This window comes from Micromonospora sp. DT63, assembly GCF_049841615.1.
Taxonomy (GTDB): Bacteria; Actinomycetota; Actinomycetes; order Mycobacteriales; family Micromonosporaceae; genus Micromonospora.
Genome location: NZ_JBNCKQ010000008.1, coordinates 300,440 through 313,762, shown reverse-complemented (window position 1 = coordinate 313,762; position 13,323 = coordinate 300,440). Strand labels below are relative to the sequence as shown.

The 13,323-nt window shown below is 70.7% G+C and carries 9 protein-coding genes; 6 read left to right on the top strand and 3 right to left on the bottom strand.

Going from position 1 to position 13,323, the window contains the following annotated elements; translation table 11 throughout:
* The first annotated feature begins 83 nt into the window (after nt 1-83).
* Together rlmN and ACLQ27_RS27285 are read left to right on the top strand one after the other, a co-directional pair.
* Nucleotides 84-1,241, top strand: a complete 1,158-nt coding sequence (rlmN, locus tag ACLQ27_RS27290) for a 23S rRNA (adenine(2503)-C(2))-methyltransferase RlmN (RefSeq protein WP_234584239.1) — start codon at nt 84-86, stop codon at nt 1,239-1,241.
* Nucleotides 1,242-1,272: 31 nt separating this feature from the next.
* Nucleotides 1,273-2,463, top strand: coding sequence for a DivIVA domain-containing protein (locus ACLQ27_RS27285; RefSeq protein ID WP_357498011.1), 1,191 nt, complete (start codon nt 1,273-1,275; stop codon nt 2,461-2,463).
* Between the two features lie 87 nt (nt 2,464-2,550).
* Here the strand turns inward: ACLQ27_RS27285 and ACLQ27_RS27280 are convergent, their stop codons facing one another.
* Nucleotides 2,551-2,775, bottom strand: a complete 225-nt coding sequence (locus ACLQ27_RS27280; RefSeq protein ID WP_234584241.1) for a DUF2631 domain-containing protein — start codon at nt 2,773-2,775, stop codon at nt 2,551-2,553.
* A 197-nt stretch (nt 2,776-2,972) separates the two neighbouring features.
* Here ACLQ27_RS27280 and ACLQ27_RS27275 point away from each other — a divergent pair, with 197 nt between their 5' ends.
* The gene (locus ACLQ27_RS27275; protein ID WP_234584242.1) at nt 2,973-4,553 is read left to right on the top strand and encodes a Rieske 2Fe-2S domain-containing protein; all 1,581 of its coding nucleotides are present in this window, start codon (nt 2,973-2,975) and stop codon (nt 4,551-4,553) included.
* Between the two features lie 127 nt (nt 4,554-4,680).
* Nucleotides 4,681-5,379 carry a TMEM175 family protein gene (locus ACLQ27_RS27270; protein ID WP_425869332.1) on the top strand — a complete coding sequence of 233 codons (699 nt, stop codon included), beginning with the start codon at nt 4,681-4,683 and terminating at the stop codon, nt 5,377-5,379.
* Between the two features lie 66 nt (nt 5,380-5,445).
* Here ACLQ27_RS27270 and ACLQ27_RS27265 read toward each other — a convergent pair whose 3' ends face one another.
* Nucleotides 5,446-7,047: a phytoene desaturase family protein gene (locus ACLQ27_RS27265; protein WP_425869330.1), complete on the bottom strand. Its 1,602-nt coding sequence runs from the start codon at nt 7,045-7,047 to the stop codon at nt 5,446-5,448.
* Between the two features lie 52 nt (nt 7,048-7,099).
* Nucleotides 7,100-7,939, bottom strand: coding sequence for a YhjD/YihY/BrkB family envelope integrity protein (locus ACLQ27_RS27260; protein WP_357573091.1), 840 nt, complete (start codon nt 7,937-7,939; stop codon nt 7,100-7,102).
* 51 nt (nt 7,940-7,990) lie between these two features.
* Here ACLQ27_RS27260 and ACLQ27_RS27255 point away from each other — a divergent pair, with 51 nt between their 5' ends.
* Both ACLQ27_RS27255 and ACLQ27_RS27250 read left to right on the top strand, forming a co-directional pair.
* The gene (locus ACLQ27_RS27255; RefSeq protein ID WP_425869327.1) at nt 7,991-8,542 is read left to right on the top strand and encodes a GNAT family N-acetyltransferase; all 552 of its coding nucleotides are present in this window, start codon (nt 7,991-7,993) and stop codon (nt 8,540-8,542) included.
* 395 nt (nt 8,543-8,937) lie between these two features.
* Nucleotides 8,938-12,900: a CARDB domain-containing protein gene (locus tag ACLQ27_RS27250; protein WP_425869325.1), complete on the top strand. Its 3,963-nt coding sequence runs from the start codon at nt 8,938-8,940 to the stop codon at nt 12,898-12,900.
* Nucleotides 12,901-13,323 lie beyond the last annotated feature (423 nt).

The window sequence follows — 13,323 nt, the reverse complement described above, 5'->3', positions numbered from 1 at the left end:
AGGGTTGCCGACCGGCGGTCGGGGTCGGTTCCACACCTCCGCAGGGGTGCCCGGCGCCGGAGGCGTGACACACTGGACCAGCCATGACGAGCCTGCCGTTGATCCCCGCCATCTCGGAAGCCCCCGCCGCACGCCGGGCTTCCATGCCGCCGCAACACCTCGCCGACCTGGATCTGGCCGGCCGCCAGGCGCTTGTCGCCGGGTTGGGTGAGCCCGCGTTCCGCGCCAAGCAGATCTCCAACCACTACTTCGGGCGGCTGGTCCGCGACCCGCAGGCGATGACCGACCTCCCTGCGGCGACGCGTGAGCGGCTGGCCGACCAGCTGCTGCCGACGCTGCTCACGCCGGTGCGCGAGCTGGCCTGCGACGACGGAGCGACCCGCAAGGCGCTCTGGAAGCTGCACGACGGCGCGCTGGTGGAGAGCGTGCTGATGGGCTACCCGGACCGCGTCACGGTCTGCATCTCCAGTCAGGCGGGCTGCGGCATGGCCTGCCCGTTCTGCGCCACCGGCCAGGCCGGGCTGACCCGCAACCTGTCCACGGCCGAGATCGTCGACCAGGCGGTCTACCTGGCCGGGGTGGCAGCCTCCGGAGCGGTCGCCGGCTCACCGCCGCGGCTGTCGCACGTCGTGTTCATGGGCATGGGCGAGCCGCTGGCCAACTACAACCGGGTCATCGCGGCGATCCGTCGGCTGGTCAGCCCCGCTCCGGAGGGTCTGGGTCTGTCCCAGCGGCACATCACCGTTTCCACGGTCGGCCTGGTTCCGGCCATCCGCCGACTGGCCAGCGAAGACCTCTCTGTGACCCTTGCGCTGTCGTTGCACGCGCCCGATGATGATCTGCGCGACGAACTCGTGCCGGTAAACCAGCGCTGGAAGGTAGCCGAGGTGCTGGACGCAGCGTGGGACTATGCCGCCCGGACGGGCCGTCGCGTGTCCATCGAATACGCAATGATCAAGGACGTGAACGACCAGCCGTGGCGAGCTGACCTGCTCGGGCGGCTGTTGGCAGGCAAGTTGGCGCACGTGAACCTCATCCCGCTCAATCCGACGCCGGGCAGCCGCTGGGACGCGAGCCCGAAGCCGGTCGAGCGGGAGTTCGTCCGGCGCTTGCGTGACGCGGGAGTGTCCACCACCGTACGGGACACCCGGGGTCGCGAGATCGACGGCGCGTGTGGCCAGCTCGCCGCCGCCGAGGACACCGACACCTTCACCGACCGCGCCGGAGAGGCACCGGCGTGACCGGGCGTGGCGAACGAGACCAGGAGACATAGTGGCGAGTCAGGGTCAGCGTTTCCGGCGCAAGGCGCTCCGCCGGGGATACAAGGTCGACGAGGTGGATGCCTTCCTCGACCGGGTCGAGGCGACGCTCGACGGCCGGCAGGTGGGTGCGCCGGTGGCCTCCCAGGAGGTCCACGACGTCGTCTTCCGGGTCCGGTTCAACGGCTACGACGAGTGGCAGGTCGACCTGCACCTGGACCGGGTCGAGCGACAGCTGGCCGAGCTGGAGGAGCGCACGAGCGCCGGGCGCGGCGGCGACCCTCGGATGGGTGACCGGATGGGCCCGCCGGACCGGATGGGCCCGCCGCTGCGCGACGACCGTGGGGGCATGGTCCCGCAGCCGATGCCGCCCCGGCCGATGCCCGCGCAGGCCGGTCCGCCCGCCGACCGCTACGGCCGGTACGACGAGCCCACCGGCGCCTTCGCCGGCGGGTACGACGCCCCTCGCGGCGGCGGCTACGACGCGCAGCGCGGCCCCGGCCCCGGCGGTCCGGGCCCGATGGGACCGGGTGGTCCGATGGGCCACGGCGTCCCGCAGCGCGGTCTGCCCGCCGGTCCGGGTGGCTACGGTCCGCCCGACGACCAGCGGATGCCCGGCGGCTACGGTCCGCCCGACGACCAGCGCATGCCTGGCGGCTACGGCCCGCCTGACGACCAGCGTGGGCCCGGTGGCGGCTACCCGCCGGAGGAGCCCCGCTTCGACGGCTTCGAGGCCGGTCGGCACGGTCGCACCGACATGACCGCCGAGATCCGGATGCCCGAACGGGACCTGCGCGACATGCGCCGTGGCCCGGGCGGCCCGCCGCCGATGCCGCAGCAGGGCCTCGGTGGCCCGCCGATGGCGGGTCCGCCCGCCGTGGCCGGCCCGCCGATGGGTGGTCCGCCGATGGCAGGGCCTCCGATGGGTGGCCCGCCGATGGCCGGCCCGCCCGGCAGCGACCTGTACCGGGTCGACCAGATCCGCCGCAGCTTCCAGGTGCGCCGGTTCGGCAGCGGGTACGACCCGGACCAGGTGGACCGGTTCTTCGAGACCCTGCTCGGCGGCATGCAGCGCCGTAACCCGATGCCTGTCGACCCGAAGGATCTGGACACGCTCCGGTTCGGCCTGGTGCCCGGCGGCTACTTCGAGGCCGAGGTCGACGCCGCGCTCAAGGACGTACAGGACATCCTGTTCGGGCGCTGACCCCGAGCCGTACGCGAACGAGGGCCCGTCCCCGGGTGGGGGCGGGCCCTCGGCGTACGTCGGCCGGTCGTTCGGCGGTCGGTCGGGTCAGGAGCGCAGACCGTTGCGCCGCAGCACAGCGTCGCCGATCACGATGACCAGCAGCAGCGCGGCCAGGCCGATCAGCCAGATGTCCTCGACCCTGCCCTCGTGGTTGCCGCAGAACGCCATGACGACCAGCGCCAGCGCGGACAGCACGGCGCCGATGCGCCCCGACTTGCGGTGCCCGGGCTTGTGCTGGTCCGGCGACGTTACCGGCTCGCTTCCTGCCACTGTCGGTCCTTCCTCGCGATCGGATCTTTGGTTAGTCTGGCACGCCTCCTGCCCGGGGCGGTGCGGTGGGGGTTTCCCCGACTTCTGGCCCTGCCCGCCCAGGCCGGACGGCACTACGGGCGTCGCGGGGTGGCGGTCAGACTCCCTCCGGTAGCGTTTGGCGTACACCTGATTGTCTGTTTGAGGGGGACTGTGCGGTGCGAGTGACCGGAACCGGGCACGCCAGCATGCGGATCGACACGGCCGCGGGCAGCATCCTGTGCGACCCGTGGGTCAACCCGGCCTACTTCGCCTCGTGGTTTCCCTTCCCGGACAATTCCCTGCTCGACTGGGAGACGCTGGGCCAGGTCGACTACCTGTACGTCTCCCACCTGCACCGGGACCACTTCGACGCGAAGCACCTGCGGGACTTCGTCTCGAAGGACGCGACCGTCCTGCTCCCCGAGTTCCCGACCTCGGAGATGGAGGACGAGTTCCGGGCGCTGGGCTTCACGAAGTTCCTGAAGGCGCCCAACGAGCAGGTCGTGGAGCTCGACGGCGGCCTGAAGATCATGATCCAGGCGCTGACCAGCCCCACGGACGGCCCGATCGGCGACTCCTCGCTCTGGGTGGAGTACGACGGTGTGCGGCTGCTCAACCAGAACGACGCCCGCCCCACCGACCTGAGCGTCTTCGCCGAGCTGGGGCACGTGCACGCGCACCTGCTCCAGTTCTCCGGGGCGATCTGGTACCCGATGGTCTACGAGTTGCCGCAGGCGGCGAAGACCGCGTTCGGCAAGCAGAAGCGCGACCGGCAGTTCGACCGGACGTGGCGCTACATCGACGACCTGAAGGCCGACCACGTCTTCCCGATCGCCGGCCCGCCGTGCTTCCTCGACGACGAGTTGTGGCAGTTCAACGACATCCACGGCGACGAGGGCAACATCTTCCCGGACCAGTCGGTCTTCCTGAGCGAGTACGCGAAGGTCGGCGGCACCAACGGCATCGTGCTGCTGCCGGGCAGCGTCGCCGAGGTCACCACCGAGGGCGCGAGCACCACCCACCCGGTGCCGGTGCAGGAGTTCTTCGCGAACAAGGTCGCTCACCTGGAGGAGATGCGGGAGCGCAAGCGCCCGATCATCGAGGCGGAGAAGGCGTCCTGGCGGCACCCCGAGGTGGACGTGCTCGGCGAGATGAAGCGCCGCATCGAGCCGCTGCTCGACGAGTCGATCTACCTGGCCAAGGGGGTCGGCGGCCCGGTCCGCTTCGACCTGGTGGGCTACGACGGCGAGAGCGTCGAGTCGATCGTGGTGGACTTCCCGGGCAAGGAGGTCCGGCCGTACGCGGACGAGAAGGTCCGCTACCGCTTCCGGACCGAGCGGTCGCTGATCGAGCACCTGCTCTTCATCGACGAGGTGGACTGGGTCAACTCACTCTTCCTGTCGTGCCGGTTCTCGGCGGCCCGGATCGGCCAGTACAACGAGTTCGTCTACGCGTTCTTCAAGTGCCTCTCCGAGGAGCGCCTCCAGTACGCCGAGGGTTGGTACGACGAGCACGAGCGCACCACCGACGCCGAGGACATCACGCTGGGCGACTGGGTGGTGCAGCGGCGCTGCCCGCACCTGAAGGCGGACCTGACCCGGTTCGGCATCGTCGAGGGCGACCAGCTCACCTGCCAGCTGCACGGCTGGCGCTTCGACCTGCCCTCTGGCCGCTGCCTGACGAGCGTCGGCCACAAGGTCCGCGCCCACCGCGTCGACGCGGAGACCCCGGCCCCGGCGGGCGAAGCCCTGAGCTGACCCCCTCCACCCCCTTCCGCCCTCGCGATCTTGCACTTTCGGTCGGCGCAAAGTGCCGCAATCGCCCCAGAACGGCGACCGAAAGTGCAAGATCGCGGGGTGGGGTGGGCGACGAGAGCGGGGCGGCGTGGCGGGGTCGGACGCGCGGGAGAGCGAGTACCGGTACGAGCGCGGCCGGGAGAAGGCCCGGGACGCCGCCCGGGTGGAGACGTTCAGCGACGGTGTCTTCGCGGTCGTGCTGACGGTGATGGCCGTCGAGCTGCTCCAGACCGGTCCCGCCAGGGAGAGTGGGCGGGCGCTTCCGGACGCCCTGGCCCACGCCTGGCCGTCCTACCTGGCGTACGTGATCACCTTCGCGCTCGCCGGGCAGGTCTGGCTCGCCCATCACAACCTGTGGCGGTACGTCGTCCGGGTCGATCAGATGCTGCTGGTCTTCAACCTGGGCGTCCTGCTCTTCATCGCCACCATCCCGTTCACCGCCGACCTGCTGTCGGACAACCTGCGCGGTGGAACGACCGAGCAGCGACTGACCGCCGCCCTGTACCTCGGCACCGTGCTCGGCGAGGCGATCTTCGTCAACCTGAGCTGGTGGTGGGCCCGCCGACGTGGGCTGCTGCACCCGGACCTGGATCCCCGGCTTGCCCGGGCGATCGCGCGTCGGGTGCTGGTCAAGCCCCTGCTCTACCTCGTCGCCTTCGCCGTCGTCTTCATCGACCCGATCCTGAGCCTCTGCGCGTACCTGCTGCTGGTCGGCTACTACCTGATCGGCGGCCCGGGCGACCTCCGGCCGTCCGCCGGCACGAGCGAGGGCCGGTCAGCGGCGTAGGGCCTGTTTCCTGAGAACGCGCCCTGCCGGATCGCCGCCCGGCCTCCGCCTCGGCTCGACCGCCGTTCAGGAAACAGACCCCAGGTCGGCGAGGATGCGTCGGGCGGCGTTGTGGCCGGCGGCGCCGATGACGCTGCCCGCCGGGTGGCAGCCGGCGCTGCCCGCGTACACGCCGTCGATGCCTGTGGCGTACGGCATCCGGTCGGTGAACGAGACGGTGTTGTCGACGTGGTGGATGTGACCGCCGGTGATGCCGAAGTGCTTCTCGATGCCCGGTGGGGGCAGCGGCACCGCGTCGGCGATCAGGTCGGCGGTGCCCGGCGCGTACCGCTCGACGATCGCGACGAGCCGGTCGACGTAGCCGGGCAGTTCCGCCTCCCAGGTGGTGCCGGCCAGCTCGTAGGGGACCGACTGGACGAACAGCGCCGACGAGTGGTGCCCGGCGGCGTCGGACAGCGACGGGTCGACTGTGGTGTGCAGGTACCACTCGATCGTCGGTTCCGCCGGCAGTCGCCCCGCCTGCACGTCCGCCCACATGTCACGCAGCGCGGTCATCGGCGAGGCGGAGTCGCCGCCGACCAGCGACGCGGACCCGGGCAGCAGGTGGATGGTCGAGCCGAACGGGCTCGGCGTGCCCGCCGGCAGGCAGGAGAACCGCGGCAGGTCGGTGAGCGCCAGGTTGAGCTTCAGGGTGGTGCCGGGGCGGCGGACCGCCGACATCCGTTCGGCGAGCGACGCCGGGAGCGCGCCGTCGGGCACCAGGTCCATCAGCCGGTACGGGTCGCACGCGCCGAGCACCACAGGCGCGGCGACCTGCCGACCGTCGGCCAGCACGACTCCGCTGGCCGCGCCGCCGTCCAGGGTCACCGCGCGCACCGGCGTACCGGTCAGGATCGTCGCTCCGGCGGCGCGTGCGGCGTCGGCGAACGTGGCCGAGACGGTGCCCATCCCGCCCTCGGCGATCATCCAGGTGCCGCCCGAGCCGGGCAGCCGGCACATGTTGTGCACGAGGAAGTTGTGGCCGGTCCCGGGGTCGTCCGGGCCGGCGTTGAGGCCGGAGAGCCCGTCGGTGACCGCGTACATGCTGACCAGCAGTTCGGAGCGGAACTCGAACCGGGCCAGGTAGTCCGCGACCGAGCCCCGGACGAGGTCGACGAAGACCTGCCGCAGCGCCGGGCGGACGTGCCGCTCGGCGGTCTCCTCGGCGCTCAGCGGCTCGGCCAGCCAGGCCGGGGCGAGGTCCTCGCGCAGCGCGGCCAGCTCGGCCTGCATCGCGTCGTCGGCGGCCACGTCGGCGGGGGAGAAGAACTCGGCGAGCTGCGCCCGGGTGGCGGCGGTGTCGCTGCCGAAGAGCAGGTACGGCGAGCCGAGGCCGCCGGGCGTCGGCAGGAAGTAGTGCGGGTCGCGGCGCAGCACGGGGATCCGCACGTCGAGGGTGGCGAGCAGCTCCGGCGGCATGAGCCCGAGCAGGTACGACCCGGTGGAGTGGCGCAGCCCCGGCACCTTCGGGAACGGGTTCTCGGTGCGGGTCGCGCCGCCGATGACGTCGGCAGCCTCCAGCACCAGGACGTCCAGGCCGGCGCGGGCCAGCAGGATGGCGGAGACCAGACCGTTGTGCCCGGCACCGACGATCACGACGCCGGCCCGGCCGGGAAGTTCACTGCTCATGCCGCCGCAGCCTAGCCCCACCACCGCGCGGGGTCAGCCCACCGCGCGCTGATCAACTCGGCCGGGGAGCGCGTTGGGCACGCCAGCGGGAGAGGGCCAGGGTGGCGGAGTAGCCGGCCAGGACGATCACGTGGAACAGGTACAGCCACAGGAGCACGGCCACGCCGGCGCCGATCTCGTCGAACCCGCCGAAGGGTGCGCCCAGATCCAGCGGCAGGGACGCGAACAGCACGAAGCCGTGCATGAACCCGGAGAGGTTCGCCGCGGTGAACGACCCGAGCCCGAGGGTGGAGAGCCAGTCCGGCGATGCGGGCCCCACCACCCGGAACACCCACACCACCACAGGTGTGAGCACCAGCCACACCGCCAGGAACGACAGCACCACCCCCAGAGCGCCGAGCCAGCCGCCCTGGGTGACCAGGTGGGTGGTGACCGGGAGCGCCAGCAGGATCGACAGCAGCAGCGCGGGCGCCGGCGCGAGCAGCGGCAGCAGCAGGAGTCGACCTCGCCAACCGACCAGGTGCTCGTCGCTGCGCGGGGCCGCCACCGACACGAAGGCCCGGCGGAGCCCCTCGCCGTACAGCGACGCGGGCAGCAGCGAGGCAAGGGCCAGCACGGGGGTCAACTCCACCCCGGCGTCGACGAGCGCGGCCACCGCCCGGGGCGCCCCGATCGCCGTCGGCAGGGCCTCCACGGCGTACGACGTGAGCCGGCGTACCCGATCGGCGCCCGCGATCAGTGCGGTGAGCCAGAGGGCGAGCAGTGCCACCGGGACCACGGCGATCGCCCCGTAGAAGGTGATCGCGGCCGCGTGCAGCGACAGGTCCCGCCCGCGCACCGGACGGAACGCGGCACTGGTGATCCGTTTCGCGCGCTGCCATCCGTTGCCCATCGGGTTCTCCTTCCCTGTCCTCGGGGCGGTCACTCCTTAAGATCGCCGGTCATGACTGTTGTCACCACCGAACGTCTCATCCTGCGCGACTGGACCGACGATCCGGCCGATCTGGCCCGTATCTACGACATCTACTCCCGCCCGGAGATCACTCGCTGGTTGGGCGCCTCGCCGGGCCTGCCGATGACCGACCCGGCCCAGGCCATCGAGCGGCTGCGGTTCTGGCAGGACCGGCACGCCGACGACGGTGGCCGGTACGGCACCTGGGCGGTCGAGGTGCGCGAGACCGGTCAGGTGGCCGGTACCGCGTTGCTCAAGCCGCTGCCGGGTCGGGACGAGGCGGTGCGGACCGAGGACATCGAGACGGGGTGGCACCTGCACCCGGACTCGTGGGGTCACGGCTACGCCACCGAGGCCGCCCGTGCGCTCGTCGCGCGGGAGTTCGCCGCCGGCACCCGGGAGGTCTACGCGGTCGTGTCGCCGGGCAACGAGCCGTCGATGGCTGTCGCCCGGAGGCTGGGCATGATCCATGTGGGTCAGCGCACCGACTGGTACGGCGGGGAGCTGTTGGAGACGTTCGTCCTGGCGGCACCAGACGCCTGATCGTTCCCGCACGTCCTGACGCAGCATCGGCGAAGGTGCGGCCTCCAGTCGTCGGGGGCCGCACCTTCGCCGTGTGTGGGGACGGCGCGTCGGGCGTCGGGGCAGAAGAGCCCATCAATAGTCACGGCCGTCGAAGTGTTGACGCTCCCGTAGCACGTCAGTAACCTTTGGCCAAAGTAACGCAAGATTTCGACAAAGACGTGCACGATTTCGAGCACGTGTGCGGAAGATTCAGCGGGCCGTCCTGGGGCCCGTTGCTGGTCGTGCCCCGCGCCGTCCGTACCCCCGTCTCTCTCGACGCCGGCCCACTCCCGCGTGGGCCGGCGCTGCACCGCCGCACCCCCACCCCGTGGTCACGCCGCCGCGGCAACCGTCCCCCGACGACAAGGACAGTGATGAGACGAACGAATCTGTTCAGGATGGTGGCGGCCATGGCCGCGGCCACGCTGATGGCCACGGCGGGGGCGACCGCGATCGCGAGCCCGGCCGGCGCCGCCCGCCCCGCCGCCCCGGCCAGCAGCGCCTTCGCCCCGGCCGCCACCAACCTCGCCCAGGGCCGTCCCACCCAGGAGAGCGGCCACGCCGACGTCTACGACTCGTCGAAGGTCGTCGACGGCAACGCGGGCAGCTACTGGGAGAGCCTCAACAACTCGTTTCCCCAGTGGGTGCAGGTCGATCTCGGCTCGTCGCAGTCGGTCAACCAGGTCGTGCTGAAGCTGCCGACCTCCGGTTGGGCGACCCGTACGCAGACGTTGAGCGTGCAGGGCAGCGCCACCGGGTCGTCGTTCACCGACCTGGTCGGGTCGCAGACGTACACCTTCAACCCGGCGAGCGGCAGCACCGTCACCATCAACGTCAGCTCGGCCTCCACCCGCTACGTGCGGATCACCGTCACCGCCAACAGCGGCTGGCCGGCCGGGCAGCTCTCCGAACTGGAGGTGTACGGCAGCGGCGGCACCACCCCGGACACCACAGCACCGAGCGTTCCGGGCAACCTCTCCTACGCCCAGTCGGGCACCACCATCACCCTCAACTGGGTCGCGTCCACCGACAACGCGGGCGGCAGCGGCATCGCCGGCTACGACATCTACCGCAACGGCGCGTTCCTGTCGTCCGTCGGGAACGTGACCACCTTCAACGACACCCAGCCGGCCACGGCGACAGTGTCGTACTTCGTCCGGGCGCGCGACGCCGCTGGCAACCTGTCTGGCAACAGCAACACGGTCACCCGTACCGGCAGCGGTGACACCACCGCGCCGAGCGTGCCGGGGACGCTGTCGCAGAGCACGTCGGGCAGCACGATCACGCTCACCTGGGGCGCGTCTACCGATTCCGGCGGCAGCGGCCTGGCCGGCTACAACGTCTACCGGGGCGGCAGCCTGATCGCGACGCTGGGCACGGTGCTGACCTATCAGGACACCCAGCCCGCGACGGCGACCGTGTCGTACTACGTGCGCGCCCGCGACGGCGCCGGCAACCTCTCCGGCACCAGCAACACGGTGACCCGGACCGGCAGCAACCCACCCGCGTGCACCAACGTGGCGCAGGGCAAGAGCATGACCGCGAGCGGTTCCACCTTCAGCTTCACGCCGGACAAGGCGAACGACGGGCAGCTCACCACCTACTGGGAGGGCGCGGCCAGCTACCCGCAGAACCTGACCGTGGCGCTGGGCGCGAACCACGCCATCTCCGCTGTCACGGTGAAGCTCAACCCGGACCCGGCCTGGGGCACCCGTACCCAGACCATCCAGGTCCTCGGCCGCGACCAGGCGTCGTCGGCGTACACCAGCCTGGTGTCGGCGGCGGCGTACCAGTTCGCCCAGGGCACCAACGTGGTGACCATCCCGGTCACCGCCACCACCGCGGACGTGCAGCTGCGGTTCACCGGCAACACCGGCGCCCCGTCCGGCCAGGTCGCCGAGCTGGAGGTGTGCGGCACCCCGGCACCCAACCCGGACCTGGTCGTCAGCTCGCTGACCTGGTCGCCCTCGTCGCCCAGCGAGGTCTCCCCGGTCACCCTCTCAGCCGTGGTGCAGAACATCGGCTCCGCGTCCGCCGGTGCTACGACCGTGAACTTCAGCCTGGCCGGCGCGGTCGTCGGCAGCGCCACGGTGGGCGCGGTCGCCGCGGGCGGCTCGACCACCGTGTCGTTCAACGCCGATACGCGGCCGATGGGCAGCTACGCCGTCTCGGCGGTGGTCGACCCGACGAACACGATCGTCGAGCAGAACAACGGCAACAACAGCCTCACGGCAGCGTCGCCGCTGGTGGTCGCGCAGGCCCCGGGCCCGGACCTCCAGGTGCTCAGCATCGCCTCGAACCCGCCGAACCCGGCCGTCGGGGCGTCCGTCACCTTCACCGTGACGGTCCGCAACCGGGGCACCACCGCGACCGGCGCGACCACAGTCACCCGGCTGGTGGCGGGCGGCACCACGCTCAACACCACCACCGCCTCGATCGCCGCCGGCGCGACGGTCACCGTGGCCGTCACCGGCAGCTGGACCGCCACCAGCGGCGGCGCCACCCTCACCGCCACCGCCGACGCCACGAACGTGGTCACCGAGACCAACGAGAGCAACAACACGTTCAGCCAGTCGATCGTGGTCGGCCGTGGCGCCGCCGTCCCGTACGTCTCCTACGAGGCCGAGGCCGGCCGCTACCAGGGCACGCTGCTGGAGACCGACCCGCTGCGCACCTTCGGGCACACCAACTTCGCCAGCGAGTCCTCCGGCCGCAAGTCGGTACGGCTCACCAGCACCGGCCAGTTCGTCGAGTTCACCTCGGCCAACCAGGCCAACTCCATAGTGGTACGCAACTCCATCCCGGACGCGCCCGGTGGCGGCGGCATCGAGGCGACCATCAGCCTCTACGTCAACGACGTGTTCTCCCGGAAGCTGACCCTGTCGTCGAAGCACAGCTGGCTCTACGGCAACACCGACGGGCCGGAGGCGCTGACCAACACCCCGCAGGCCGACGCCCGGCGGCTCTTCGACGAGTCGAACGCGCTGCTGGCGCAGTCGTACCCGGCCGGCACCCGGTTCAAGTTGCAGCGCGACTCGGGTGACACCGCCTCGTTCTACGTGATCGACATGATCGACCTGGAGCAGGTGGCGCCGCCGGCGAGCCAGCCCGCCGGCTGCACCTCGATCACCGCGTACGGCGCGGTTCCGAACGACGGGCTCGACGACACCGCAGCCATCCAGCGGGCCGTGACCGACGACCAGAACGGTGTCATCGGCTGCGTCTGGATCCCCGCCGGGCAGTGGCGGCAGGAGCAGAAGATCCTGACCGACGACCCGCAGAACCGGGGCATGTACAACCAGGTCGGCATCAGCAACGTGACGATCCGGGGCGCCGGCATGTGGCACTCGCAGCTCTACACGCTCACCGAACCGCAGAACGTGGTGGGCGGCATCAACCACCCACACGAGGGCAACTTCGGCTTCGACATCGACAAGAACACCCAGATCTCCGACATCGCCATCTTCGGCTCCGGCCGGATCCGCGGCGGCGACGGCAACGCCGAGGGCGGCGTCGGTCTCAACGGCCGCTTCGGCACCGGCACCAAAATCAGCAACGTGTGGATCGAGCACGCCAACGTGGGTGTCTGGGTGGGCCGCGACTACGACAACATCCCTGAGCTGTGGGGCCCGGCCGACGGGCTGGAGTTCACCGGCATGCGGATCCGCGACACGTACGCCGACGGCATCAACTTCAGCAACGGCACGCGCAACTCGCGGGTGTTCAACTCGTCGTTCCGCACCACCGGCGACGACGCGCTCGCCGTCTGGGCCAACCCGTACGTCAAGGACCGCAGCGTCGACATCGCCCACGACAACCACTTCGTCAACAACACCGTCCAGTTGCCCTGGCGGGCCAACGGCATCGCCATCTACGGCGGCTACGACAACTCGATCGAGAACAACCTGATCTACGACACCGCGAACTACCCGGGCATCATGCTGGCGACCGACCACGACCCGCTGCCGTTCTCCGGCACGACGTTGATCGCCAACAACGGGCTCTACCGCACCGGCGGCGCGTTCTGGAACGAGGACCAGGAGTTCGGTGCCATCACGCTCTTCCCCGCCACCCGGGACATCGTCGGGGTCACCATCCGCGACACCGACATCATCGATTCGACGTACGACGGCATCCAGTTCAAGAACGGTGGCGGCAACATGCCGAACGTCGCCATCACCAACGTACGGATCGACAAATCCAACAACGGTGCCGGCATCCTCGCGATGAGCGGGGCGCGCGGTAACGCCAACCTGACGAACGTGACCATCACCAACTCGGCCGACGGCAACATCGTCATCCAGCCGGGCTCGCAGTTCGTCATCAACGGGGGCTAGTCCCGGTCGGGGGCCGCTCCGGCGGTCCCCGGCCGTTCCAACCATCGCCTGATCAACACGCTTTCACCGAAGTCGGGGTATCCGCGTGCTGCGGATACCCCGATTTCCAGAACCCCGAGTTGATCACCTGCTGGTCGGCGAGCGTCCGTACACGCACGACACCCGGCACGGTCGGCGCGATGCTGCCGGTCCTGCTCGATGACCTCCCGGTGGTCGCGACCAGGCCCGCCTGGCGGCCGCCACTCCTGCAGATCTTGGACAGTTTCCGTCCGCACGAGACGGAAACTGTCCAAGATCTGCGTGTGTCCCTGCTGCGGGCCGGAACCTGCTGGGCGAGGAAGCAGTCCCGGAAGAGCCCGGCACCGCTTGATCGACACAGGTTCGGCGATGTCGGGGTGTCGGAGAGCTGCGGATACCCCGACA